Origin of the sequence: Streptomyces sp. NBC_01445, from assembly GCF_035918235.1 — a bacterium.
Classification (GTDB): Bacteria; Actinomycetota; Actinomycetes; order Streptomycetales; family Streptomycetaceae; genus Streptomyces.
Genome location: NZ_CP109485.1, coordinates 6,325,787 through 6,349,820, shown reverse-complemented (window position 1 = coordinate 6,349,820; position 24,034 = coordinate 6,325,787). Strand labels below are relative to the sequence as shown.

General features: G+C 69.0%; 25 protein-coding genes. 13 read left to right on the top strand and 12 right to left on the bottom strand.

The features are described from left to right. The first annotated feature begins 49 nt into the window (after nt 1-49). Together OG574_RS28950 and OG574_RS28945 are read left to right on the top strand one after the other, a co-directional pair. Nucleotides 50-1,159, top strand: a complete 1,110-nt coding sequence (locus tag OG574_RS28950) for a Gfo/Idh/MocA family oxidoreductase (RefSeq protein ID WP_326775593.1) — start codon at nt 50-52, stop codon at nt 1,157-1,159. Beyond that, entirely contained in the window at nt 1,156-1,620 is a 465-nt protein-coding gene (locus tag OG574_RS28945; protein WP_326775592.1) for a heme-degrading domain-containing protein, read from the top strand. The genes OG574_RS28950 and OG574_RS28945 overlap by 4 nt, the downstream gene beginning before the upstream one ends. A gap of 108 nt (nt 1,621-1,728) precedes the next feature. On the opposite strand, the gene OG574_RS28940 is transcribed toward OG574_RS28945, so the two are convergent. The 4 genes from OG574_RS28940 to OG574_RS28925 form a co-directional block, all read right to left on the bottom strand. Then, nucleotides 1,729-2,586: a fumarylacetoacetate hydrolase family protein gene (locus OG574_RS28940; protein WP_100594024.1), complete on the bottom strand. Its 858-nt coding sequence runs from the start codon at nt 2,584-2,586 to the stop codon at nt 1,729-1,731. Nucleotides 2,587-2,701: 115 nt separating this feature from the next. Beyond that, nucleotides 2,702-3,475, bottom strand: coding sequence for a YidC/Oxa1 family membrane protein insertase (locus tag OG574_RS28935; protein ID WP_326775591.1), 774 nt, complete (start codon nt 3,473-3,475; stop codon nt 2,702-2,704). Between the two features lie 106 nt (nt 3,476-3,581). Further along, on the bottom strand, nt 3,582-3,893 hold the full coding sequence (locus OG574_RS28930) for a DUF6412 domain-containing protein (RefSeq protein WP_100594022.1): 312 nt from the start codon (nt 3,891-3,893) through the stop codon (nt 3,582-3,584). A 111-nt stretch (nt 3,894-4,004) separates the two neighbouring features. Continuing rightward, nucleotides 4,005-4,799 (bottom strand): class E sortase, encoded by a 795-nt coding sequence (locus OG574_RS28925; RefSeq protein WP_326778656.1) that lies wholly within the window; start codon nt 4,797-4,799, stop codon nt 4,005-4,007. A 253-nt stretch (nt 4,800-5,052) separates the two neighbouring features. Between OG574_RS28925 and OG574_RS28920 the strand changes: the two genes are divergently transcribed. From OG574_RS28920 to OG574_RS28880, 9 genes are all read left to right on the top strand, one after another. Continuing rightward, complete coding sequence (locus tag OG574_RS28920) at nt 5,053-5,502, top strand: DUF3592 domain-containing protein (RefSeq protein WP_326775590.1); 450 nt, start codon at nt 5,053-5,055, stop codon at nt 5,500-5,502. A 40-nt stretch (nt 5,503-5,542) separates the two neighbouring features. Continuing rightward, on the top strand, nt 5,543-6,592 hold the full coding sequence (locus OG574_RS28915) for an SEC-C domain-containing protein (RefSeq protein ID WP_326775589.1): 1,050 nt from the start codon (nt 5,543-5,545) through the stop codon (nt 6,590-6,592). Between the two features lie 198 nt (nt 6,593-6,790). Continuing rightward, a complete protein-coding gene (locus OG574_RS28910; protein ID WP_326775588.1) occupies nt 6,791-7,174 on the top strand; it encodes a very short patch repair endonuclease in 384 nt (127 codons plus the stop codon). Between the two features lie 211 nt (nt 7,175-7,385). Further along, nucleotides 7,386-9,983, top strand: a complete 2,598-nt coding sequence (locus OG574_RS28905; RefSeq protein ID WP_326775587.1) for a Z1 domain-containing protein — start codon at nt 7,386-7,388, stop codon at nt 9,981-9,983. Continuing rightward, complete coding sequence (locus tag OG574_RS28900; protein WP_326775586.1) at nt 9,980-10,996, top strand: PD-(D/E)XK motif protein; 1,017 nt, start codon at nt 9,980-9,982, stop codon at nt 10,994-10,996. The genes OG574_RS28905 and OG574_RS28900 overlap by 4 nt, the downstream gene beginning before the upstream one ends. Beyond that, on the top strand, nt 10,993-12,960 hold the full coding sequence (locus OG574_RS28895) for a hypothetical protein (RefSeq protein WP_326775585.1): 1,968 nt from the start codon (nt 10,993-10,995) through the stop codon (nt 12,958-12,960). The genes OG574_RS28900 and OG574_RS28895 overlap by 4 nt, the downstream gene beginning before the upstream one ends. Further along, nucleotides 12,960-13,859, top strand: coding sequence for a hypothetical protein (locus OG574_RS28890; RefSeq protein ID WP_326775584.1), 900 nt, complete (start codon nt 12,960-12,962; stop codon nt 13,857-13,859). Before OG574_RS28895 ends, OG574_RS28890 begins: the two co-directional genes overlap by 1 nt. Next, a complete protein-coding gene (locus OG574_RS28885) occupies nt 13,856-15,763 on the top strand; it encodes a DNA cytosine methyltransferase (RefSeq protein ID WP_326775583.1) in 1,908 nt (635 codons plus the stop codon). The genes OG574_RS28890 and OG574_RS28885 overlap by 4 nt, the downstream gene beginning before the upstream one ends. A gap of 9 nt (nt 15,764-15,772) precedes the next feature. Beyond that, a complete protein-coding gene (locus OG574_RS28880) occupies nt 15,773-16,879 on the top strand; it encodes a DNA cytosine methyltransferase (protein ID WP_326775582.1) in 1,107 nt (368 codons plus the stop codon). A 213-nt stretch (nt 16,880-17,092) separates the two neighbouring features. Here the strand turns inward: OG574_RS28880 and OG574_RS28875 are convergent, their stop codons facing one another. Both OG574_RS28875 and OG574_RS28870 read right to left on the bottom strand, forming a co-directional pair. Then, nucleotides 17,093-17,314: a DUF397 domain-containing protein gene (locus OG574_RS28875; RefSeq protein WP_326775581.1), complete on the bottom strand. Its 222-nt coding sequence runs from the start codon at nt 17,312-17,314 to the stop codon at nt 17,093-17,095. Beyond that, on the bottom strand, nt 17,307-18,101 hold the full coding sequence (locus OG574_RS28870; protein ID WP_326775580.1) for a helix-turn-helix domain-containing protein: 795 nt from the start codon (nt 18,099-18,101) through the stop codon (nt 17,307-17,309). Before OG574_RS28870 ends, OG574_RS28875 begins: the two co-directional genes overlap by 8 nt. 502 nt (nt 18,102-18,603) lie before the next feature. On the opposite strand from OG574_RS28870, the gene OG574_RS28865 reads away from it, so the two are divergent. Continuing rightward, entirely contained in the window at nt 18,604-18,987 is a 384-nt protein-coding gene (locus OG574_RS28865) for a hypothetical protein (protein WP_326775579.1), read from the top strand. 38 nt (nt 18,988-19,025) lie between these two features. Here OG574_RS28865 and OG574_RS28860 read toward each other — a convergent pair whose 3' ends face one another. Next, entirely contained in the window at nt 19,026-19,442 is a 417-nt protein-coding gene (locus OG574_RS28860) for a nuclear transport factor 2 family protein (RefSeq protein ID WP_326775578.1), read from the bottom strand. A 235-nt stretch (nt 19,443-19,677) separates the two neighbouring features. Between OG574_RS28860 and OG574_RS28855 the strand changes: the two genes are divergently transcribed. Next, nucleotides 19,678-20,250, top strand: a complete 573-nt coding sequence (locus tag OG574_RS28855; RefSeq protein ID WP_326775577.1) for a hypothetical protein — start codon at nt 19,678-19,680, stop codon at nt 20,248-20,250. A gap of 14 nt (nt 20,251-20,264) precedes the next feature. On the opposite strand, the gene OG574_RS28850 is transcribed toward OG574_RS28855, so the two are convergent. The 5 genes from OG574_RS28850 to OG574_RS28830 are packed head-to-tail and all read right to left on the bottom strand — an operon-like array spanning nt 20,265 to nt 23,960. Further along, complete coding sequence (locus OG574_RS28850) at nt 20,265-20,966, bottom strand: contact-dependent growth inhibition system immunity protein (protein WP_326775576.1); 702 nt, start codon at nt 20,964-20,966, stop codon at nt 20,265-20,267. Nucleotides 20,967-21,000: 34 nt separating this feature from the next. Next, a complete protein-coding gene (locus tag OG574_RS28845; RefSeq protein ID WP_326775575.1) occupies nt 21,001-21,318 on the bottom strand; it encodes an RNase A-like domain-containing protein in 318 nt (105 codons plus the stop codon). Between the two features lie 5 nt (nt 21,319-21,323). Beyond that, complete coding sequence (locus tag OG574_RS28840; RefSeq protein WP_326775574.1) at nt 21,324-21,986, bottom strand: hypothetical protein; 663 nt, start codon at nt 21,984-21,986, stop codon at nt 21,324-21,326. 19 nt (nt 21,987-22,005) lie between these two features. Beyond that, nucleotides 22,006-23,712, bottom strand: coding sequence for an RNase A-like domain-containing protein (locus OG574_RS28835; protein WP_326775573.1), 1,707 nt, complete (start codon nt 23,710-23,712; stop codon nt 22,006-22,008). Beyond that, on the bottom strand, nt 23,712-23,960 hold the full coding sequence (locus tag OG574_RS28830; protein ID WP_326778655.1) for a WXG100 family type VII secretion target: 249 nt from the start codon (nt 23,958-23,960) through the stop codon (nt 23,712-23,714). The genes OG574_RS28835 and OG574_RS28830 overlap by 1 nt, the downstream gene beginning before the upstream one ends. Nucleotides 23,961-24,034 lie beyond the last annotated feature (74 nt).

Below are 24,034 nucleotides of genomic sequence, written 5' to 3'. Positions count from 1 at the left end.
ATTGTCCCTTCCGCTTGCACTTTGGCAACACCGTTGCTTAAGTGGATGCATGACTGAAGGCATGACATCAGGTACGGCTGGGGCCACCGGCTCCCCCCTCCGCGTCGGTCTCGTCGGCTACGGCCTGGCGGGCTCCGTCTTCCACGCCCCGCTGATCGCCGCGACCGACGGCCTCGTGCTCGACACGGTCGTCACCTCGAACCCGGAGCGTCAGGCGCAGGCCCGCGCCTCCTTCGGTGACGGCATCCGCTTCGTGGCCACGCCCGACGAGCTGTGGCCCCTGGCCGACGAGCTCGACCTGATCGTCATCGCCTCCCCGAACAAGACGCACGTACCGATCGCGACGGCCGCCCTCAAGGCGGGCCTCCCGGTCGTCGTCGACAAGCCGATCGCCGGCACCGCGGCCGAGGCGCGCGAGCTGGCGGCGCTTGCCGAGGAGCGCGGCCTGCTGCTCTCGGTCTTCCAGAACCGCCGCTGGGACAACGACTTCCTGACGCTGCGGAACCTGATCGCGGACGGAGAGCTCGGCGACGTCTGGCGCTTCGAGTCGCGCTTCGAGCGCTGGCGGCCGCAGCCCAAGGGCGGCTGGCGCGAGTCCGGCGACCCGGAAGAGATCGGAGGTCTCCTCTACGATCTCGGCAGCCACGTCGTCGACCAGGCCCTGGTCCTGTTCGGCCCGGCCGTCTCGGTCTACGCGGAGTCCGACGTGCGGCGCGCGGGCGCGGCAGCCGACGACGACACGTTCATCGCGATCACGCACGCGAACGGCGTCCGCTCCCACCTGTACGTCTCCGCGACCGCGGCCCAGCTCGGCCCGCGCTTCCGCGTACTCGGCTCGCAGGCCGGCTATGTGAAGTACGGCCTCGACCCGCAGGAGGCGGTGCTGCGCGAGGGCACGATCCCGGCGGTCGGTGAGCCCTGGGGTGTGGAGCCCGAGTCGATGTGGGGCCGGATCGGTTCCGGTGAATCCCCGCTGACCGGCGGCGGACGCCCCGTCGAGACGCTCCCCGGCGCCTACCCCGCGTACTACGCGGCCGTCGCCGCCGCCCTGCGCGGCAGCGGCGAGAACCCGGTCACCGCCGAGCAGGCAGCGGCCGCGCTCGACGTCCTGGAGGCGGCCCGCCGCTCGGCCCGCGACGGTGTGACGGTGACGCTGTGAGCGCGCCGACGGCCGAGGAGATCGAGGAGCAGGAGCGCCGTCTGGTCCTGCCGAAGTTCACTCACGAGGACGCCTGGGAGCTGGGCTCGCTGCTCGTCGAGCTGGCCAGGGAGCGCAAGGCGCCGGTGGCGATCGACATCACGCGCGGCGGCCAGCAGCTCTTCCACGCGGCGCTGCCGGGCTCGACTCCGGACAACGACGCGTGGATCGCCCGCAAGCGCCGCGTCGTCGAGCGCTACGCCTGCTCGTCGCTGCTGGTCGGAACCCGTTTCCGGGCCAAGGGCACGACGTTCGAGGACTCGTCCAGGCTCGACCCGGACACGTACGCGGCGCACGGCGGCGCGTTCCCGCTGGCCGTCGAGGGCGCGGGAGTCATCGGAGCGGTGGTGGTCTCCGGCCTCCCCCAGCTGGAGGACCACGCACTGGTGGTCAAGGCCCTGGACCTCTTCATCACGGGCTGACCAGGCGCCCCCATAAGGGGCGCGGGGAACTGCGCGACCAGCCCCTGCGGGCCCGCGGCCGACAACCGGCCGACGACCCCCGCAGTTCCCCCGCCCCCTCGTGGAGCGCTACGCGTCCTTGAGTTCCTGGCGCTGGCGCCCCAGACCCTCGATCTCCAGCTCCACCACATCCCCGGCCCGCAGATACGGCTTCGGCTCGGGCTGCCCCATCGCCACGCCCGCCGGCGTCCCCGTGTTGATCACGTCGCCCGGGTACAGGGTCATGAACTGGCTGACGTACCGGACCACCTCGGCGACCGGGAAGATCTGGTCGGCCGTCGAGCCGTCCTGCTTCAGCTCGCCGTTCACCCACAGCTTCAGGCCGAGTGCCTGCGGGTCCGCGACCTCGTCCGCCGTCACGAGCCAGGGGCCCAGCGGGTTGAACGTCTCGCAGTTCTTGCCCTTGTCCCAGGTGCCGCCGCGCTCGATCTGGAACTCGCGCTCGGAGACGTCGTGCGACACCGCGAAACCGGCGACGTGCGCGAGGGCCTCCTCGTGCGACTCCAGGTAGCGCGCCGTACGCCCGATGACGATCGCCAGCTCGACCTCCCAGTCCGTCTTCACGGACTTGCGCGGTACGAGCACGGTGTCTTCGGGGCCGACGACCGTGTCCGCCGCCTTGAAGAAGACGACGGGCTCCGACGGCGGCTCGGCGCCGGTCTCGGCGGCGTGGTCGTGGTAGTTCAGGCCGATGCACACGACCTTGCCGATCCGCGCGACCGGCGGGCCGACCCGCAGGCCGTCCGCGTCGAGCACGGGCAGCTCGCCGGACTCGGCGGCGGCCCGTACGCGCCCCAGCGCCGCGTCGTCGGCGAGCAGCTCCCCGTCGATGTCGGGGACGACTCCGCCCAGGTCGCGCAGGACACCTTCGGCATCGAGCAGGGCCGGGCGCTCCGCCCCCGCGGTACCGACTCGCAGCAGCTTCATGGTTGAGACTCCCTTGATCGAGGAGGGACCTCGCGACGGGTGCAGCCATCGGAGGACTGGTCGATCGTCCAAGGTCCTCGTCCAGTCCGCAATACCTCGTTCACGGACTGGACCTTTACGCGGCAGTAGCAAGCGCCGCGGCAGAGGGCATGTCGCGGTACAGGACGGCCCGCTCGACGGCGCTCCACGTCGTGCTCGTGACCACGTACAGGGCGGCCGCGAGCGGCACGAAGCCCACCGTGAACAGCGTCATGAACGACATCAGCGGCATGATCTTCGTCATCGAGGCCATCGCGCCCGCGCCCGGCGCCTGCGGCCCGTCCGCGGCGGCCGGCAGCATCGGCTGGGCCGCCATCTGACGCTTCGTACGGCCGTAGTTGAAGCTCGCCACCGCCGCGACGATCGCGAACAGGACCAGATAGACGACGCCTTGCGCGCCGAAGAGCCCGCCGTCCGCGAGCGCGTCCTTGAAGCGCCCGCCGAGCGGCGCGGCGCCGAGGGTGTGGCCGAGCAGGGCGTTGGGCTCGCCGCCGATGCTGCCGTTCGAGAACAGGTGGTAGAGCAGGAAGAAGGCAGGCAGCTGGAAGAGGCTCGGCAGGCAGCCGGACAGCGGCGAGACCTTCTCCTCCTTGTGCAGCTCCATGATCGCCTTCTGGAGCTTCTCGGGGTTCTTCTTGTGCTTCTTGCGCAGCTCGGCGATGCGCGGCTGGAGCTTGGCGCGCTGGCGCTGCCCGCGGGCCGAGGCCCGGGACAGGGGGTGCACGAGGAGGCGTACGAACGCGGTGAAGAGGACGATCGCCGCTGCGGTCGCCGAGGCGTGGAAGAGCGGGTCGAGCAGGTCGGCGATGTGCTCGACCAGGCTGGCGAAGACAGTCATGAACGTCGACATGGGTGAGCCCTCCGGGGGTCCCGTCGTGCCGGAATCGGAAGACCGCCGGGAAGGGCGGCCGATCGGCGTGACGGCCCGTAGGGGGACTGCGGGTGGAGCGGGTCCCCTACGCGGCCGTCAGGAGGAGACGGCCGGGTGCTCGGGGTCGGCTGCGCCCGCGGGCGTCGGGATCGCGCTGCGGCAGGAACGCGGTGCGTTGCTCACGGTCGCGCATCGTGGTGCGGACCCGGGTGCGGGGCACGGCGGGGGCGCAGCGCGCGGAGAGCAGGGAGCAGACGGCGAGCGCGGAGCCCGCGGCGGCGGTCGCGGCGAGCGCGACGGCGGCGGTGAGGCTGCCGGTGTCGACGAGAACGGTCTCGACGAGGAGGAACAGCAACAGGGCGGCGGGCCGCAGGGCCGTGCCCCAGGTGCGCGTCATGTCCGGCGTCCCTCCTTCCCGCTGTTCGGTCCGTGCCCACGTGTTGTGGCGTTCTGCCCGTTATACAGGATGGGTCCCGGTCGGATGAAGGGGCGGCTTCTCGGCCCTCGCTCACCGCGGCCGCATCGACCGCAGCTTCCCCCACACCGCGAGCCGGTACTTGGACGTGTACTCGGGCGTGCAGGTGGTGAGCGTGATGTAGTACCCCGGCTCGCTGTACCCGGCACCGCGCACGACCTCGCTGCGCGGCACGCCCGCGATGACGCCACCGTCGCGCGCGGAGGTCTGGGCGAGGGTCTTGTCGACGACGTACGTGTACTCGGCGCTACGGGTACGGACCCGGACCTCGTCGCCCTTGCGCAGCCGGTTGATGTACCGGAAGGGCTCCCCGTGGGTGTTGCGGTGCCCGGCGAGCGCGAAGTTCCCGGCGCGGCCGGGCTGGGCGGTGGCCGGATAGTGACCGACGTAGCCCTTGTTGAGGACGTTCTGCTTCCCGACGCCCTCGGCGACGGGGACGGTGAGGCCGAGGCGGGGGATGGTGAGGACGGCGTAGGCCTGGTCCCAGCGGGGCGTTTCCCGGGAGGCGGAGGTGGAGTCGGCGGATGTCCGGCCCCCGGACCCGCCACCGTCCCCCTCGCCCGACGAGCCGGCCGGGATGTCGTCACCGGCCGGATCCGAGCTGCTGTCCTGGTCCCCGTCACCCTGTCCGTCCGCGGGGGTGGCCGCCCACTCGCGCTCCAGCGCCTGCACCTTGCGCTCGGCACCGGCTCTGGCCTCGCGATTCGTCCACCACAGCTGATGGACGACGAGAAGCAGAAGGACGACCCCGAGGGTGACGGTGACCTCGGCGCCGGTCCACAGGGTGCGGCGCAGGGTCGAGGGGCGTCGCCCCTGCGGGGGGCGCAGGGCCGAGGGGCGGCGACCGAACGCGCGGCGTCCCGCGCGCAGGGTTGAGGGACGGCGGCGGGGCACACGGCGTCCCGCGCGCGGCCCCTGCCGCACGACGACCGGCTGACGCTCCCGGTCCCGTTCCCGATCCCGCCGCCACTCCGGCTCCCGCTTCCGCTTCGGCTCGCGCACGGCCGCAAGATAGGCCCTGCCTCCGTAACTCACCAGGGAAGTCACCAGTGAAAGGACCGGCACCCTAAGCTCGCGCCCCATGGGTCCCCTCTGGCTGCTCGCGCTGATCCCCTTCGTCTCAGGCGTCGTCCTGGCCACCTCGCAGGTGCTGCAACTCGTCACCGAGACGCTCCGGCGCAGCACCGGCACGGTGGTCGACGCGATCGTGACGGGCCATGTCGCGTCGAACGAGGCGTCGTACGCGGTGCTGCATCCGGTGGTCAGCTGGACAGCGCCCGACGGCACGGCACACGAACAGGCGCTCCCCGACGAGGTGGGCGCCCATGCACTCCAGGAGGGCGCCCGCGTGCGCGTGCGCTTCGACCCGGCGCACCCCGCTCTCGCGGCCCTGGACACCGACGGCCGCTACCGCTCGTGCGTGGCCTGGCTGTGGACGGGGACGGTGCTGTGGGCGGGCACGCTGGCCGTGGTGGTCGGGCGCATGGCGTACGTATGGAACGAAAGCAACGGCTACGCGAGCCTGTGGTGACCTGGCGCCAGTGACGGTGGTCGGCAGTACGGTGTCACCCATGCGCCCCGACACGCCTGCTACGCCCGCCGAGCCTGTAGACCCTGTCAACCACATCGCCGAAGCCGAGCGCCTGGAGCGCATCGCCGGCCTGTACCCGGAGGACGCCGAGCAACTGCTCCTCCAGGCCGCGGCGCACTACGAACTCGCCGACGCGCGCCAGCGCGCCGCCTCGCTGTACGACGGGCTCATCGCCGGCCCGCCGTCGGAGCTGGAGCAGCCCCACCTGGTGAAGGCCCTGATGGCCGCGAACCTGTGGGAGTACGGCCACGAGGCGGAGGCCCACGCGATCATCACGGGCATCCGGACGGCGGCCCCGAAGGACCCGGCCGCGTATGTGATCGTGGCGGAGGCCCTGGAGTCGCACGACGAACTGGAAGCGGCGCACGAGTCCTTCACGGAGGCCCTGACGCTGCTCCTGCCGGAGGCGGAGCGCACGAACCCGCCGTACGAGACGCACCCGCTCCTCCTGGGCCGCCACCGTGTACGCCGCATGATCGGCGCGGAGCACGACGAGTGGGACGCCCTCGCCGACCGGGTCCACCGGGCCGCGGTGTCCCTGGACGAACTCCACGACCCGAAGCGGACGTGGGCGCTGGGCTCGAACAACCCGGCGGAACTGAAGGCCGAAATCCTGCGCCTGCGCGCGGAATTGGGCTCGTACAGGCAGGCCCTGTCCCGCCCGTTCCCGGTGGCGGTACTGCACTGGCCGGCGACGGAGCTGACGGAACTACTGGCCGCGTACCCGACCCTTACCTCCGAATACCCGTCCCACGAAGAGCACTTGGCGACCATAGAGTCCTCCCTCCGCGAACTCGCGGCCTCGGGCACACCGAACCTCGGCATCGTCGCGGGCACGGTCCCGTCGTACGAGGCGTTCGCGGCGTCGGAGTCCTCGTCCCCCACAGACGCGTCGCTGCTACCGCAGTACGCCACGACACTGGCGGCCCGAGGCCGAGCGGTGCCGTGGCCGCCGGAGCGGGGGGCGGAGTGCTGGTGTGGGTCGGGGCGGATGTATGGGGAGTGTCATGGGGGTGGGGCGGGGGCCTGAGCCTGGGCATGACGGGCGGGTGGGCTGAACCGACCCGCCCATCCTCTGTTCCTGGCCCTGCCCTGGCCGCAACATGTGGTCGTCTGTGACCGGCCGAGGTGTGTCCGTACCATCGGTTCAGCAGAGACCGCGGTACACGGGTGAGGAGCGCCGGCGCTGAACGAGATCAAACCGTCCTCCCCCAGTGTGTCGGCCCGCATGAGCAAGCAGGTCAGCAAGGACACCGGGGCCGAACTGGCGGTACGGCGGCTGCTGCACGCGGCCGGGCTCCGGTATCGCGTCGAGTACCCCGTGCCCGGCATGGCCCGGCGACGGATCGACGTGGCGTTCACCCGCGCCAAGGTCGCCGTGCTGATCGACGGATGCTTCTGGCACGGCTGCCCGCAGCACGCCACACACCCCAAGGCCAACGCCGAGTGGTGGCGCAGGAAGCTGGACCGAAACATGGCGCGGGACCGGGAGACCACGGAGCATCTGATCGCGGCGGGATGGACGGTGCTGAGGTTCTGGGAGCACGAGGATCCCAGGGACGTGGCCGAACTCGTGATGCGCGCGGTGCGGGGGCAGGGCGTCGACACCTGACCGAGCCGGCGCGAGGTACGTGACCAGGGCATATTCGGCCAAAGACTGCCTCGGCCAGGAAGCGGTGCTTCCACTCCCTGCCGCTCTGTCGTGACCACCCGCTACGGTTTGCTTGGTTCGAGACAAGCAGGTGCGGGACCGCGCGCAGATCCGTGTCTGCGTTGCTGACCCGGCCCGCGCCGTGTTTGTTCTCCGGGGGGAGAGAGGCGCCGTGTCCGACGAGATCGACGACATTTATGACACCTTCAGCGGGATGCTCGACAAGTGGCCGCCGGCCGAGACGGTGAAGCGGCTGGAGCAGCTCGGCATCGATGCCGAGAAGATCGAGCTGATCCGGGCGCGCCACGAGCAGAAGCTCGCGAGGATCCGGGAGCTGGAAGAGCCGCAGACCGTCGTGCGCGGCAACCGTGACACTTGGTACACCGGCCCGCGCCCCGGAGATCGGTGCTGGCCCGCGCTGGAGCGCTCGTTGCAGGACCGCGGCTGGGGCGACGCCTCGATCAAGTCGCTCGACGAATCGTCGTCCCGCGTCGTGTCCCTCCTGGACCATCCTCGCGAGCCCGCCTTCTCCACACGCGGTCTGGCGCTCGGCTACGTGCAGTCCGGCAAGACGACCAACTTCACCGCCGTGATGGCCAAGGCGGCGGACCGCGGCTACAAGCTGTTCATCGTCCTCTCCGGGATCCACAACGGGCTGCGCCGGCAGACGCAGGCCCGCCTCGTCTCCGAGCTCGTCGAGCCCAACCCGGACCGTTGGAGCCAGCTGACGAACCTCGACCACGACTTCGTGCCGCCCGCCAACGCCGCGTCCTTCTTCGGAAACAGCAACAACACGCGTGTCCTGTGCGTCGTGAAGAAGAACGCGACGGTGCTGGACAAGCTGGCGCAGTGGCTGGAGGGGGCCTCGAGCTACCTCGAGAACTGCCCTGCGCTGATCATCGACGACGAGGCGGACCAGGCGACCGTCGCCACCAAGTCGATCAACCCCCTGATCCGGCGGATCATGGCCGGGCTGCCGCGCAGCGCGTACATCGGGTACACGGCGTCGCCGTTCGCCAACCTGCTGATCGACCCGAGCGCCAAGGACCTCTATCCGCAGGACTTCATCGTCAACCTGCCCAAGCCGGAGGGCCACTTCGGCACCGAGGTGCTGTTCGGCCGCTACGCGCTGGACGGCGAGGACCCGTCGGACATGGACGACGGCCACGACATGATCCGTACGGTTCCCTGGACGGACATCGAGTACGTCCGTCCCAGTACCCGCGCGGAGGTGGAGGGCTTCACCCCCGAGATCACCGAGACCCTACGCAGCGCGGTGCTCTACTTCTGGCTGGTCGTGGCGGCCCGCCGGGTGCGGGGCACCGGTAACCCGCACAACACGATGCTCATCCACACCAGCGTCAACACCTCGGTCCACAACAGCTTCCGAGCTCCGCTCGAGGAGCTCAGGGCCGAAGTGCGTGACACGCTGGACGACCCGGATCTCCTCGAAGAACTCCGTGTGTTGTGGGAGAAGGAGACCGGTCGGGTACCCGCCGAGGACTTCGGCGAAGCGAGCGTCCCCTTCGACGCCCTCGTGACCGAACTGCCCGGCGTGCTCGGCAGCTGCCGCGTCATCATGGACAACTCCAGCAGCCAGGACCGTCTCGACTACGAGAACGGGCCCCTGGTCGCCATCGCGGTCGGTGGCAACACGCTGTCGCGAGGCCTGACCCTGGAGGGTCTGTCGGTCAGCTACTTCGTGCGCGCGGTCTCCGCCTACGACACTCTCCTGCAGATGGGTCGATGGTTCGGCTTCCGCAACGGATACGCCGACCTTCCGCGCATCTGGATGACCGACGAACTTGCCGAATGGTTCCGTCACTTGGCGACCGTCGAGACGGAAATGCGCCGGGACATCGACGTCTATCTGCACAACCCGAACGAGAACCCGCTGACGTTCGCCGTACGCCTGCGCACGCACCCCTCCCTCCAGGTGACCGCCGCCGCGAAGATGAAGAGCGCCGTGAAGGCGGCGTCTTCCTACGGCGGTGCGCGTGTGCAGACCCACTGTTTCCGTACCGACGCCCCGTGGCTGCGTCAGAACCTGGCCGCCGCCCGGGACCTGGTCTCCCAGGTCACGTCGAACAACGCCGTGGTCAAGGAGGATCGTTCCTCCGAGGGGAACATCATCTTCCGTGATGTTCCCCACGACGTCGTGCTCAACTTCCTCGGGAACTACCAGTTCCACGAGGGCTCCGGCGAGAAGAGCGCCAAGCTCGCGCGGGAGAACAACGCCAAGCTGATCACCGAGTACATCCAGAAGCGCGTCCGGAGCGCCGGGGCGCTGCGCCGCTGGAACGTGGCTCTCATCGGCAGGCCGCCGAAGGGCTCCGACGACGATCTCGAGTTCGCCCCGGGGGTCGCAGTGGGTCGCGTGGTGCGTGCGAAGCTCGCCACGGGATCCCAGGGCTTCGCGGACATCAAGACACTCATGAGCCGCAAGGACGCGGGCATCGACCTCGAGGGCGAAGTCAGCACCATGACGGAGCATCAGCTCCGGGACGCTCGACGGGTGCAGCTCCCGACCACAGGTCTGCTGACCCTCTACCCGATCGACCGGTACTCCGAGCCGGTCCCCGCGAAGAAGCAGCGTCAGCCGCTCGACGCGGAGGTGCACGTGATCGGCGTGGGACTCGTCTTCCCCGAGCCCGACGGCCGCGACTCCGCCGTCGAGCCGGAGTACGTCTCGGCCGACCTGTCCGGCGTAGAGCTGGAGGAGTTCGAGGAGGAGGAGATGCTGAGGCTCATCGAGGGTGAGGACGCATGAGCACCGACTCGTGGCGGGACCTCCTCGCTGAGCGGTGGGCCGAGTTGGAGGCCGAGCCGGTGACGTCCGAGCGTCGACTGCGGGTGGCCGACCTCTCCATCTGTACGGACGACGGCGCGTTGATGGCCGCGGTCGACTACGAGGGGCATCGTCATCTCCTGGTCCCGATGAAGTCGCGCCAGCAGTTGCGCCGCGGCCCGGACGGACCCGTCCTCAAGCTGCTCAAGCGGCCGCTGGAGGACGAGGCCAGCTACCGCACCTACGCGGATCTCGGCTGTCTTGAGCGGAACCTCAACGACCTTTTCGCCACGCTGTGTTCGGACGTCCTGGACACGGCTGAGCAGTTGCCGTCCAATCCGGTCAAGGCGCTGTACCGGGCCATGGACCGGTGGAAGTCGCTGTTCCGCGTCCAGGGAACGCCGCTGAGCGGCGAAGGGCTCATAGGGCTGTTCGGCGAGCTGCTCGTTCTGGTCGCGATGCTCGAGCGTGACCCGAGCGCGCATCGCCTGTGGCTGGGCCCCTCGGGGCACCGCCACGACTTCTCCTCTCCGCACGGGGCCGTCGAGGTCAAGACGTCCACGCGTGCCGAAGGCCGCCGCGCCCGGATACACGGCCTCGACCAGCTGGAGGCGCCGGACGGTGGTGCGCTCCATCTGGCGTGGTTCCGACTGGAGGCATCCGACGCGGGCACGTCCCTGCCCGAACTCGTCGACCGTGCACTGGAACTGTGTGACGACGAGACGTCCCTGCGCGGGCTGCTGAGCCAGGTCGGATATCACCCGCCGGATGTCGAGCGATACGCCGAGTCCCGCTTCGTGGCGACGGAGCAGCGTTGGTATCCGGTGGACAAGGACTTCCCTCGGCTCACGGGACGTGAGCTCGCGGAGGCTGGCGTGCCGGTGACCGTCGAGGACGTGGCGTACTCCGTGGACCTGTCCGGGGCGTCCCCCTCGCCGCTGGCCGAGGAACTGATCGCCGCCGTCCTCGATGCCCTGCTCCAGGAGCCCGCATGACCGGCCCGGCGTGGCACTCTCAGCCGTATCCGCCGGAGGGCGCCAGCGCGGCGGAGGGCATTCGCAACCAGCTCGGTCGGCCGGAGCTCGATCTGCTGACCATCCTGGTCCGCGAGTCCGCACAGAACAGTTGGGACGCACGGCCACCCGGTTCGTCCGACTCGGTCGACTACCGGATCGACCTGTCGACGGTAGGTCCCGCCCACGGCCCCGTGTGGCGTGAGCTGCTCCTCAACAAGGCTCCGCTGAAGAACGATCACCTGCCGCTGCGCAGTTCGCTGACGCGCAGCACCATTCCGCTGCTCATCGTGTCCGACCGAGGCACTACCGGGCTCGGCGGGCCGACACGCGCCGACCGTACGGCGGACGAGGCGTCCCGCGACTTCGTGTCGTTCGTCCGCAACATCGGTGAGCCGCGCGACACCCCGTTCGGCGGCGGCACCTACGGGTTCGGCAAGGGCATCTTCTACCTGCTCTCCCGCTGCGGCACCGTGCTGGTGCACACCCGGTGCCGCAACCCGCGCGGCGAACTGGAGACCCGGCTCATCGGGTGCGCCATGTGGGAGAGCTACTACGCGGACGCGCCCGAGAACCCGCTGCGCTACACCGGCCGGCACTGGTGGGGCGACACATCCGGCGATGTCGTCGAGCCGTTGGTCGGCGATGAGGCCGATGCCGTGGCCCACCAGCTGGGACTGCGTCCCTTCGGACCGGATGAGACCGGCACGTCGGTCGTCGTGGTCGACCCCAAGCTCGAGCGTGACGAGCACCGACTGGAGGTCGCCGAGGCTGCGGAGTACCTGGCCGAGACGATCAGCTGGCACCTTTGGCCGAAGATGATCGAGAAGGACGGATCCTCCCCGCCGATGCGGTTCGAGGTCAGGAGGGACGGTCGGAGCGTCCCTGTGCCCGACCCGCGCACGTACCAGCCCCTCAAGATGTTCGTCGCCGCCTACGAGCAGATGCGCGGGGAGCAGGGACGGGAACTCCTCTGCGGCAAGCCTCGAAAGCTGCTCGGCCGTTTCGGCGTCGTGAAACGACTGATGCCGGCGCTCGAGTCGTCCCCCGCGTCGAGCATGGTCGGGATCAACGAGCTGGTCCACCACGTCTGCCTCATGCGCCCGGCCGAGCTGGTGGTGACGTATCACGCAGGCCCCAAACCACCGAGCGAGAACCAGGGTTACGCCGGTGTGTTCCGCGGCGACCACGGCATGGACGAGGTGTACGCCAAGGCCGAGCCGCCCACGCACGACGCCTGGCACCCGCACTCGCTCGAGGCGCCGGACAGCACCTACATCAGGACCACGTTCCGTCGTGTCCAGGAGGAGATCAGCAACCTGCTCTCCCTTAGCGGTGGGGCCAAGTCCGGTGCCGCGCAGGTTCCACTCGGCGCGGCGAGCAGCCGTTTCTCCGGGTTGGTCGGCGGCGCCTGGGGCATCGGTGGCGCGACGTCGTACACCAGGCCCGGTTCCGGCCTCACCTCCCGCAACCGGGGGAACGAGGAGGAGGGCCCTGAGACCGTGGTACCCGTGCGCGGGGTTCGAGGAGCGGCGCGGGACGGATCCGATCGGCCCTCGGAAGGCGGGGACGCCGGCTCGACCGCGCCTGGCACTTCCGCGGTACGACGCATCAGGCCTCGGGTGCAGTACGTGGGCGATCCGTACTACGACGACCTGGGAGAGCGGGCCGTGCTCGTGCAGGAGTTCCGGCTGCCCGTCGACGCCGCCCAGCGGGTGTCCGCCGATCTGGCCGTCACGCTTCCGGGCGCGGGTGGGCGGGAGACCGACCCGCCGGCCGGAGCCCGCGTGCCTGTTCTGCTCGGCTGGCAGGACCCCGATGGCGCACTGCACACATCGCCGGAGTGCGACATCAGCGGCGGTGACGCGGTGTGGCGGGCCCTCGTGGTACCTGCTCCGGACACCATGACCGAGATCGCGATCAAGGTGCGGGCGGTGACGGACTGATGGCCCGCCGCGCCCTCCCCTACCGCGTCCCACCCCGGGACGTCGTCGCGGCCGAGGCCTGGTCGCTGGTCACCCCGGACGGCGAGGTGCCGCTGCCGGAGGCCATCGACGACTGGGACTACCAGATGGACCTTCACCTGCGCAGGCGCGTACGGGTCGACCTGGCCCGCGCCCGCGCCGCGGCGGGGCTCCCGGAGGACACCGACCTCCAGCTGTCCGTCGTGTGGACGGCCACCGGTTCGAACCTGCGGGGTCCCGGCCGACTGGCCCGTCTGAGCGGAGCCGGCCCGAACACGGTCGATCTCGACGTCCGACTCCGGGGTGCCGACCTCGGGGGTGTCCTGCTCTTGGACACGGCTCTCGTACTGGCCGAGCGGCGCGACGACGCCCGGCCGGCGGCGCCGCGGCGCGCCGGTTCCGTGCTGTGGGACGACGGTGTGGAACTGCGCCTGCAGGGCGACGCCCCACAGTTCCCGATGGCCGTCATCGACTTCTCCCACACGTCGTTCCCGAACGGTGCCGCCTGGCACATCCAGATCAGTGGCGAATTGGAAAGTGCGGCGATGGGCTCGCTGCTCCTGCTCGTGAACGAGCGGAACACGGCCACGGCCGAGGCGTTCCAGAACGCGGCCCGTCCGCGGGCGGTCGACCGCGTGGTGCTCTCGGCCGTGTACGCGGACGTCGCCCGCACCATGATCGAGCACGCCCTGTCCCAGGACGACTTCACGGACGAGGCGGATCACCCCGAGGACTCCCTGGGGGCGACACTGCTGTCCCTGTTCCACCGCTTGTTCCCGGAGCAGTCGATCACCGACGTGCGGCTGCGTCGACAGCATGCCCCGAGTCTCTTCGCCTCCGAACTCCAGGCAGCCGTGAAGATCTTCGAGGAGCCCCAGTGAGCCTGCTCTATCCTCGCCTGCTCGCGGGCCAGGCCAAGCCTCTGTTCGACGAGTACCGTGACCTGCCGATCACGGATGTGTCCCGGCGTGTGAACGTGTCGCACCCCTCCGCGGTCTATGTCGCCACCGGTGGCGACCGGATCGGGACCGAGCAGCTGTGGGCCCTGCGGGAGTCCGTCGTCGACGTGGCTCGGCAGGCCGGGTTCCCCGACGAATCGGACCGCGCCCGCAATGCCGACTTCGATCTCCGGCTCGCCGAACTACTGCACTCCCAGATGAATCTGGTGCCCGCGGAGGCGGCGTCGCGAGATCTCTGGGCGTTCCTCGGACTGGTGCTGCTCCCGGATGTCGCCTTCTGGCGCTATCCCCAGCCTCCGCGCGACCGCGTGCTCGGTACCGACCTGACCCGACACGTCTTCGGGCGGCTGTGGTGGCGCGCACAGCTGGTGTATTCGCCCGGTGAGACTCACCCTTACGAGGCGCTCGGCATCCTCGGTGAGGCGGCGTTCGACCAGATCTACGCCCGCAGGGCAGCACTCGGCGGAAGCCCCCACCTGGTCAAGGCGATCCTGCGCGTGTGGAACGAGTTGGACCTGAAGGGGCTCAATCAGCGCGAGACACTGCAGGACTTGCTCAAGCGACTGCTGCGCCTGGCGCCCTTCGTGCTGTTCGACGGGATCGACGAGCAGGCGCTCGACACCGAGCTCAGGGCAGCCGCGCGCGAGTCGGTCGCCGCCTTGTTGCTCGAAAAGCACGGCGAGTCCCCGGACAGCGCCTCTGTGGTGGAGGAGCGGCTGGCCACCGTGTTCGCCCAGTCCGCCGAGGACACCGCGCCCCGCCCGAGTTCGGACGACACGCCCATCAAGGCTGTGCTGCCCGCGGTCGAGACGGTCGCGGTGTCCGCAGCGACGTCCACGCATCGCGCCGTGGCCGCCCGCGTGGAGCCCGCCGCTCGAGACCTGACCTCGTTCGAGGTCTGCTCGGGCTCGGGCGCCCAGGCCCTGGGGCTGGAACAGGCGGGTTTCCGTCCGGTGTTGCTGGTGGACAGGAAGGCTCATGCCTGCTGGACGATCGAGATCAACCGCCCCGAGTGGAAAGTGGTCTGCGGCGATCTTCTCCACTTCGACTCGGCGGATCATCCCGAGGTCCTGGGAGTCGACCTGTTCAGCGCGGGTCTGCCCCGGATCAAGTCCGCCGCCACCACGAAGCGCCACGACGACGAGGCCGAGCGCGCCGTATTGCGACAGGCGGTAGCGCTCGTCCCGCAGATCCGACCCAGGGCGGTGCTGCTGGAGAACCTTTCGGAACTCGTCGAGGGGGACGACTTCACGGACGAACGCACGTGGATGGAGTCAGAGCTTCGAGGCGCCGGATACCGCGTGTTCCGGCAGGTGCTGGACGCCGCGGACTTCGGGGTTCCCCAGCACCGCAGGTCCGGATTCCTGGTGGCCCTGCAGGAGCCGTACGCCGATCGGTTCGTCTGGCCATCCCGAACCGTACTGCGCGTCCCCACCGTCGGCGAGACGCTCGGCCCGTCCATGGCCGCCGGAGGCTGGCCCGGCGCGGACGGGTGGATACGCGGCGCCTGGCGCCCGGCACCCGCTCTCGTCGGCGGCTCGGACCGGCGCGGCGGAGCGGACCTGGGGCCCACGGGCTCCAAGAAGGCCTGGCTGCAGCTGGGCGTGAACGGCAACAGCCTTGCCGACCATCTGCCGGACGCCGATTCCTCCCTGACCGAGCCGCCCAGGCTCACCGTCGCGCAGACCGCGATGCTGCAGGCGATCCCCTCGACCTGGCAGATCGCCGGCGGTAAGACGGCGGCCTACCGTCAGATCGGCAACGCGCTCCCGCCCCCGTTGGCCCGTGCGGTGGGAGAGGCGATCGCTGTCGCACTCGCCGGCTAGGATCCCCCTATGAACGCAGCACCCCCGTCCGCCTCCCCCTTCAAGATCATCGATCTCTTCGCGGGGCCAGGCGGGCTCGATCAAGCCGCACGGCAGCTCAAGGTGCCGTCGATGGGTATCGAGTGGGACAAGGACGCCTGCGCCACACGTGCCGCGAACGGGCTGCCGACCGAATCCGGCGACGTCCGCGACTACGGTCCGACCAGGTTCGGCGAGGATTTCAACGTTCTGGCCGGCGGCCCCCCGTGCCAGACGTTCACGGTCGCGGGCCGAGGCTCAGGGCGGCGTGCGCTCGATCACGTCCTCGCCTTCGCCGACCGGCTGCGCAACCGTGACCCACTGGCACAGGTCCGGGCAGACCTCGCAGCACTCAAGGACCAGGAGACCGACAAGCACGACGAGCGCACCGGTCTGGTGCTGGAGCCGCTGCGCTGGGCACTCGAGGCCGTCGACGCCGGGCGCCCGTTCCAGGTGATCGTCCTGGAACAGGTCCCCGCGGTGCTGCCCGTGTGGCAGAGGTACGCGCAGATCCTTCGGGCGGAGGGGTACGCGGTCGCGTCGCCGCAGGTGCTCCACACCGAGGAGTACGGCGTGCCCCAGACCCGACGCCGGGCCATCCTCATCGCCCGGTGGACCGGCGAGGGACGCCTGCTGCCCGGTGAGCCGTGCATGCCCGAGCCGACGCACGGGCGCTATCACAAGCGGAAGTCACGCCACGACCACGGCCTCGGTCTGCAACCGTGGGTCAGCATGAAGGACGTTCTCGCCGAGCGTGACGATCCCTACACCGTCGTCTCCAACTATGGAACCGGCGGTGACCCCAAGGCTCGCGGACAGCGCGGCTCGCACGAACCGTCGGCCACGGTGACCGGCAAGATCTCCCGCAACCGCATCGTCGGGCCCGACGGGCAGGACCGCCCTCGCCTGACCGAGTCCGAGGCCGGCCGACTCCAGACCTTCCCCGCGGTACCGGACTGGCTTTGGGCCGGCGCCGCGGTGGCCCAACAGATCGGCAATGCCGTTCCGCCTCGCCTCGGCATGCACGTCCTGGCGGCCGCGCTGGGCTTCGAGCGCGAGCGGCTGAGCGAGGCACTGAAGGAGCACTACTCGTACTGACGGCCGGGCGTGGAAGCAAGGGGTTGGGCCGGCTCGGCGCGCCTCGAAGCAGCTCCCGCCGAGCATTCGTTCACGCCGCGGCAGACGAAAATGCCAACGGCGCCCATGCCACCGATGTGGGCGCCACATTCGGCCGTTCGCGGTGCCAACCCGCGCCGAGGTGGCACTCTGGCGATCCGACCAATCCCATTGAGCCCGCGCCGGCGCGAGGCGTCAGGAGTGGAGGCTTCCGGCCTTGACCGCTGTGATGAACGAGGACCAGCCGGTCGAAGGGAAGACCAGTGCGGGCCCGTTCGGGGTCTTGGAGTCGCGGACGGGGATGCCTGCGGGGTGGTGGTCCAGGACTTCCAGGCAGCTGCCGCCCTGGTCGTTGCTGTAGGACGACTTCCGCCAGCCCTTCAGTGACGCCGCGTGCGGGATGCTTCGGTCAGTCATGGCGTTCGTAGTCCCTTGCTGTTGCCCTGAGTAGAGCCAATGATTCCTTGAGCGGCAGCGCGTTGCCCAGGGCGAAATCGTAGCGATGTTGCAGCTCCTGAACTACGGATGGGCTGTCGTGGATCTTCCCCATGTACAGCCCTTCGCCGTACGCCGTGGGTGGCTGGTCCTCGAACCACATCAGCGTGAGCATGTTGTTCAGCAGGGGATGGATGCCCAACGTGAAAGGCAATACGTGCAGTTGGATCCGGCCGACCTCGATGAGGCTCGTGAGATGACCGATCTGCTCCGCCATGACGTGCGGGCCGCCGATTTGGCGACGCAGTACGGCTTCATCCAGTAATGCCCAGACTACGGGCGCCACTGGATCCGCAAGGATCTTCGCGCGCTCAAGGCGTGTGACAAGGCGCCTGTCACGCTCCTCCTGCCCCACAGGAGGGAACGACGTGCCCAGAACCGCACGTGCGTACCTTTCCGTTTGGAGGATGCCCGGGATGAAGGACAACGCGAACTCGCGGATGATGGTGGCCTGTTGTTCGAGCTGAAGAGCTGTCTCGAAGTACTCTGCGACCGCCGCGTCTTCCGCCGGCAGGAAGCTGCTGAGCACATCCCCAGTGCCCAACGCTTTGTCCAGCCGCCGCGCGTCCTCCTTCGACGGAAGTCGACGCCCTGCCTCGATGTGCGCGATGTGCGAACGCGTCATGATCGCCCGGTCAGCCAGCTCCTGTTGTGTCAGGCCTGCCACCTCACGCTGAGCCCTGAACCAATCCCCATAGGTGCTACTCATCGTCAACTCCCGTGTGACAGAAGTCCAGTCACCACAGACCCCCTGGTGAGCGTAACCCTCGCCGTACCACTCTGTAAGTGGATCGCTACACAGCGATGTCCATGCAGGTCGACCTGCCCTCAGGCACGGAAGACCCCCGCGACCGCTAGCGACGGTCCGGGGGCATGGCCGCCAACTTCACAGGAGTTGATGACGTGTTGAACCCTATCGCCCGCCTTATCGAGCCACTGCTGCGGCTTGCGTGGCCCGCATCCGGGCGGCATCGGCAGCACATGGCGGCGGCGCTAGACCCCGCACTCGCAGTCCCCGACCCGCCTCGGCGCCCCTCCCCACACACGGCCCCCCTCCGCGGTGAAGACTCCCGACTCGTCCGCCCCTACCTCCTCGCCCACGAGCAACGCGAGCAGGCGAAGCGTCAGCGCGCTCGCCGCCGCGCCCTTTGGGTTGCCGTGCACGGAGTGGACCTCGGCCCGCGCCGCATCCACGGCGTTGAGGTGGTCGCGTGATCCACCAGAGCCACGACGGCACAACGCTCAGCCGTCCCAGGCTCCTGCCCTGGTCGAACCTCGACGGGAATCCCTGCTACCTCCTCAGCGACGGCACGGGCAGCAGCCATCTCTCCCGCGTCGCCGACAACGTCGAGTCCGTTCAGCTCGACATGGCTGAAGAACTCCTCGACCACGCCGCTGACCTCCTTGGCGACGGCAAAGGCGAAGGAGAAGGCAAGACCACCGCGCACCAACTCCGCTTCCTGGCCGCTCGATTGACCGAGGCGCTGCACGATGTGCACCGCATCGCCCGTAGCAGAGGCGCCCGCCTCCCCGTACCTGACGGCGATGACGACGATCCGGCCGACGCCGAGTCACAGACGAGCGCGGGTCAGTAAGAGATCGCCGATGACGCCCGGTTCCCGCGCAGCGTCCGTCAAGGCCGGTCGTACCAAGTGAACGACGCGATGCGCCAGCCCTCCGGCGTGCGGACGAACTGGATGGACTTCGTGCCGCCGCCCTCGAACGGTTCGCCGTTCATGATGCCGGACTTGCGGTACTCGCCGAAGCGCGCTGCGATGTCGCCCGCGATCTGGGTCCGTTCGGTCGTCTCCCACTCGGAGAACTCCACCAGCCGGCCGTCCGACAGCAGCTTCCGGCGCGGCTCGATGAACTCGTCCACCGTGTAGGCCGTGGTCGCCGGGCCGGTGCTCACGATCACGGCACCCGGGATCGTGAGGCGGCGGATCCGGTCGACGTCCGCCTCGCTGCCGCCCCTGTTGTCGAACGCGCCGAAGAACTCGGCCGTGATCGCGTCGATTTCGGTCTTGGTGGTGCTTATGGTCTCGGACATGGCGGGGACAGTAGCACCCAGCTGGACGGACCTGTCGGGGCGACGCTTCGGCCGCACTCCGTACCTGGCAGGGGCGCCGAACTCCCGTAGCCTGCCCGGGCTTTGACGTCCATCGGCGCCCAATCCGGGCTGACGACTGAAGCTCCTGTCGGCGACGCTCCAGCCACCCCCACTCAGGGCGAGATGAGTACCCGCCCCCGTGTCCCGGGCCGCGCCCCTGCGCTGGGATGGGGGCATGGCTCCCACCCGCGCCCATGCCCGTACCTGTAGCCATATCCCCACGCGCCGCCGGGGGCTCCGCGTCGCCGCTCTCCTCGCCCTCGCCGGCGCGATGACCGCCTGCTCGACTCAGGTCGACCCGGCCCAGCGCACGTACCGGCAAGCCATGGATGCCATGTACCCGGACGTCTACGACGCGGCCAAGGCCGTCGATCCTGGGCGTGAGCCCGAGGAGTTCGGTGGCGGGAGCAGTGCTTGTCATCCTCAGGACTTCGTCGAGGATTCCATGGATGACGCCCAGGTCGTGGCTTCTGCCGACGTCAGCGTGACCCTCGGAGCGGCCGATTCGCGCTCCCCCGACCAGCTCGTACGCGAAGTCGTCACGCGGCTTGAGGGAAAAGGGTGGAAGCGGTCGGGCAACAAGGAGAAGCGGGACGACGAGGTCGCCGCCCGCGTGACCCGGCCCGGGTTCGGCAGCGTCCACGTCTCCGCGCATCGTGAACATCCAGAAAACAAGAGGGACTTCACCGTTTTTGATGTCGGCGTCGTCACCGACTGCTTGCGGAATCCCAGCTTCAGTAGCCGCTGAGTGCGGGCGAGGCCCTACTCTCCGCCCTGCGCCCGCCCCTCCCCGTAATCCGCCACGAAGCCTCCCCCGCCCACCTGCTCCGCCACCCGCGCCAGCCAGCCCGACGGGGAATACGGGGTCTCCGGGTCGACCTCCATGCCCAGTTCCGTCAGCCCCTGCGCGTAGTCCGACTCGTCCAGGGGCAGGGCCAGCAGTTCGTGGAGTTCTCCCGCCAGGCGCGCCTTGAGGTGAGGGTCCGTGGTGGTGATGTAGTCCCTGGTCGCCGCGTCATGGTCTTCGAACTCGTCCGGCATGTCCTGGGAGAACCAGCCGCCGAGGAACTGGGCGGCTTCGGGGAAGCGGGCGTGCCACTCCCAGTGGGTCACGGGGGCCGAGGGCGGCGGGACTTCGCCCGCCTCGATGCTGTGCTTGATGTGGTCGGCGAGGATGCGCAGCCAGTCCTGGATGTCCGCCTCGGGCAGGCCGACGTCGGGGACGGAGTAGAACTCGCCCAGGCGCAGGCGCACACGGCCCGGGGGGTTGCGGGAGTACTCGCGGAGCTGTTGCTCGGCGTCGGCCAGTGCCCAGGGGCGCGTGTGCCAGGTGTGGCGGAGGTAGGCGGTGAGCGCTGCGCCCGGCTTGTCCTCGGTGTCGTCGGCCGCCTGGCCGACGTACGCGCGCATCACCTGGTCCAACTCGCCATATCGGCGGTCGTGTTCGAGGGGATTCATGGGCACGGCTGCGGCATCCTCTACGGGTGGTTGCAGATGGTTACAGGTAGACCGGGAACGTGGCGTGCACCACGAAACCGTGCGGGCTCGCGTCGTCCCGCTTGAGGATCACGCGTGCGGCTCGTACGTCGACCGGGTCGCGGCCTGCCAGCATCATCGCCTGGAGCAGGACCCGGCCGACCGGGTCCTGGCGTGACGGCCAGGCCGCCTCGACGGTGAGGCGGGGGCGGGTGGACTGGGCGAGCCATCGGTGGACGAGCTGCTCGTTGGCGGTGACCACCTGCTGGGTCGCCCATTGGGCGGTCTCGCGGTCAGGGTACGTGGAAGAGCGGTTTCGGGTCGGCACTTTACCTTCCATGTGTCTCAGTGTTCATGCCGCATATGGTCATTGATCAACGCAAGCAGTTCTCTGACTGACGCGATGGAAGCCCACGGAACCTGCTCCGAAATGTTGACGCGGAAGGATTCCTGCTCCGGGAAGAGGACCAAAGCCGTTTGCGCCTCGGCCGCCAGGGGAGACAGGAATTCAGGGCAATAGGGGTGCTCTGAATCAACGGCCGCCCGGACCGAGTCCTCGATCGACGCATACTCTCCATCGTAGATCCAGTTTGCACCGAATCCGCCTAGCCGAGGAAATAGGACGCGCGCCTCCCATGCGGCCATAGGGAGTTCGGCATAATCCGCAACCGGACCTTGGGACAGAATCCTGATGATTCCTGCCAGTGTGCGCAAATACTCACCTCCGCCCGCTCCATCGGCGACCTGCAGCAACCTCTGCTGGAATTCGGCAGGAACAAAAGGCGCGGAGTCGCCGTCCACGACATCTCCCAGGAACTCCAGGAGTGCGGCGACGGTGGAAATGGGGCAGGCCCAGTGAGCGGCATTCGAATTCTCCACAATCCGAATGAAGCGCCTCAGATCGTCGTCCAGCGGACTGGCGCCGGAAGATTCCTGACATCTCGCCGCGAGATCGAGGAGCCTCTCCACCGGGCCGCTGTTGAACAGCGCACCTGTGTACGACTTCACTTGCTCGGCTCCTCGTTGACTAGGGTGCTGCGGGGTAGGACGTTATGACGACGAACGGCGGATCGATCCCGGACTTGTATTTTAGCGCCACTTCCACGGACTTTACGTCTCCGGCCGTGGCGTTCATTCCGTGCGCGTCATATTCGGCTCGGGTGACCGATTTCCCTGTCGCCTCATTGAAGGTGAGAGTGAGCGGAGGGTCGATCTTAGAGTTGTCGGGATTCCGGTTCGGGTTGTTCCTGGCCCGTCGTTCAACCCCTTCGATCCATTTTTCCACTCGCTCTGCATTGGCGGCGTCATCGAGCGTCGCCTGAGTGAAGCGTTCGGCGGACGGCATGTCCTTGAACGTGGAGGCGGACGGGGGCTGGCTCTGATCACGCAAGCGTTGGCTCAGCTGATCGGTCGTGAGGCCGATGTGCTTGTCCACCGGGTGACTTCCGTGGATTCCTTCCTGGTTCGCCAGGTCGATGGCGTAGAAGTGGTTCTTCTCGTCGGCGTCCTTGGTGTACTTGTGCTCCTGTTTGAAGTCGTTCAGGGAGCGGGCCCCGAAAGATTCCGCGCGGGCCTCCTCCGCCGCGTACGTCGGAGCGGCCCGGTGCGCCTCGTCCAACGCCTCCATGAGCGCGTCGAGTCGGGGCCAGAGCGCGTTCACGCGGCGGTTGTACTCCTCCACGACGCGGTTGAGCGCGGCCGTGTCGATGTTGAGCGTGATCTCGACGCTCAGCTCCGCACCGCCCTTGGCGAGGCCCTTGAGGAAGCGGCCTACGCCCTTCGCGCCCTCCTTGAGGTCCTTGAGGTCGACGCCGTCACTGAGGTCGATGTCGCCGACGGCCTTCTTGACCGCCTCGAAGTAGATGTCCCACACCTCGCCGTTCACGTACACCGCCGCCTCGGCGAACTCGCGCAGCAAGTCGCTGATCTTCATCGCGGTGTCGAACAGGACGGACATGACCGGGTGGCTCGGCTTCTGGTTGGCGGCCGAGTCGTGCTTCCACTCGTAGCTCGCCGTCTGCTTGCCCCAGGCCGTGGTGCCCCACAGCGAGCTGCAGAACTGGCGCATGGCGTCGTGCCATTCGCTGTTGCTCTGCTGGGTGATGCCGTACATCTGGCCCGTCAGATTGCCCTCGGCCCAGGACAGCGCCTTCGTCATGTCCGCCCAGGACTGCGACAGCGAGTTGAGGTAGTGCTGCTGCGGATACGGGTAGACCTCGGCGACCTTGCCCCAGCGGAAGGCGTGTTCGAGCAGCGGGCGGATGAGGTGCCAGACGACGTCGGGAATGCACTCCAGGAGCGAGCGGATGAAGTCGTCTCCGCCGTCGTCGTCGCCCCACTTCAGGTCGGGGACCGAGCCGTAGTCCGGGACCTTGTCGATGACGACGGGCGGGGGCTGCGTCTGGGGCTTGGTCTTGCCCGAGGCGTCGTTGGCGGCCTCCGCCTTGGAGTAGTTGTTCGCGGTGGTGGCGAAGCCGACCGCGGCGCCCCCGATACTGACCACGGCCTTGGCCCACACCTCGAGGTAGCGGTTGGCCGCCTTGAGGTAGGAGGCGGCGAAGGCCTGCGGCGCCGTGCCGTAACCGCCCGCGTCGGGGTACTCCTTGAGCTCCTTGATCAGGTTCTTGGCGGCCTTGTCGAACGGCGTCTGCTCGCCCGCGAACCCGCCCGCGACCTGGTGCAGGGTGGACGGCTTGACGTCGATGGTGCCGCTGCTCGGCGCCGGCGTCCCCATCAGGCCGCGCCCCAGCCGCGCAGGACCGCCCGGTGCGCCGCCGCGTAGTTGATGTGGCCCGTCGTCACGATCTCGTGCAGCCACTTCTGGGCCGCCTGGAGATCCTGCGCCGAGTGGTCCCACTCGTCGAGCTTGTCGATGAACATCTCCCGGGCCTCGCCCTGCCAGGACAGGACGACCGGCTCTACGCGCTCGTAGAGGTCGTCGATCCGCCCGTTGAGCTGTTTGAGGATGTCCTCCAGCTCCATCGCGAGGTGGTGGAGGGTGGTGAAGGTGACCGATATGTGGTCGTCGGCGTCGCTGGGCGGCACGGATCCCCCTT

Coding starts and splice junctions, on each gene's coding strand:
- OG574_RS28920 (WP_326775590.1), top strand. CDS start 5,053: ATGGGTCCCCTCTGGCTGCTCGCGCTGATCCCCTTCGTCTCAGGCGTC.
- OG574_RS28890 (WP_326775584.1), top strand. CDS start 12,960: ATGGCCCGCCGCGCCCTCCCCTACCGCGTCCCACCCCGGGACGTCGTC.
- OG574_RS28930 (WP_100594022.1), bottom strand. CDS start 3,893: ATGACGCGCACCTGGGGCACGGCCCTGCGGCCCGCCGCCCTGTTGCTG.
- OG574_RS28830 (WP_326778655.1), bottom strand. CDS start 23,960: ATGGAGCTGGAGGACATCCTCAAACAGCTCAACGGGCGGATCGACGAC.
- OG574_RS28855 (WP_326775577.1), top strand. CDS start 19,678: ATGGCTCCCACCCGCGCCCATGCCCGTACCTGTAGCCATATCCCCACG.
- OG574_RS28880 (WP_326775582.1), top strand. CDS start 15,773: ATGAACGCAGCACCCCCGTCCGCCTCCCCCTTCAAGATCATCGATCTC.
- OG574_RS28895 (WP_326775585.1), top strand. CDS start 10,993: ATGACCGGCCCGGCGTGGCACTCTCAGCCGTATCCGCCGGAGGGCGCC.
- OG574_RS28860 (WP_326775578.1), bottom strand. CDS start 19,442: ATGTCCGAGACCATAAGCACCACCAAGACCGAAATCGACGCGATCACG.
- OG574_RS28950 (WP_326775593.1), top strand. CDS start 50: ATGACTGAAGGCATGACATCAGGTACGGCTGGGGCCACCGGCTCCCCC.
- OG574_RS28915 (WP_326775589.1), top strand. CDS start 5,543: ATGCGCCCCGACACGCCTGCTACGCCCGCCGAGCCTGTAGACCCTGTC.
- OG574_RS28910 (WP_326775588.1), top strand. CDS start 6,791: ATGAGCAAGCAGGTCAGCAAGGACACCGGGGCCGAACTGGCGGTACGG.
- OG574_RS28870 (WP_326775580.1), bottom strand. CDS start 18,101: ATGAGTAGCACCTATGGGGATTGGTTCAGGGCTCAGCGTGAGGTGGCA.
- OG574_RS28835 (WP_326775573.1), bottom strand. CDS start 23,712: ATGGGGACGCCGGCGCCGAGCAGCGGCACCATCGACGTCAAGCCGTCC.
- OG574_RS28900 (WP_326775586.1), top strand. CDS start 9,980: ATGAGCACCGACTCGTGGCGGGACCTCCTCGCTGAGCGGTGGGCCGAG.
- OG574_RS28845 (WP_326775575.1), bottom strand. CDS start 21,318: ATGGAAGGTAAAGTGCCGACCCGAAACCGCTCTTCCACGTACCCTGAC.
- OG574_RS28935 (WP_326775591.1), bottom strand. CDS start 3,475: ATGTCGACGTTCATGACTGTCTTCGCCAGCCTGGTCGAGCACATCGCC.
- OG574_RS28940 (WP_100594024.1), bottom strand. CDS start 2,586: ATGAAGCTGCTGCGAGTCGGTACCGCGGGGGCGGAGCGCCCGGCCCTG.
- OG574_RS28875 (WP_326775581.1), bottom strand. CDS start 17,314: ATGACTGACCGAAGCATCCCGCACGCGGCGTCACTGAAGGGCTGGCGG.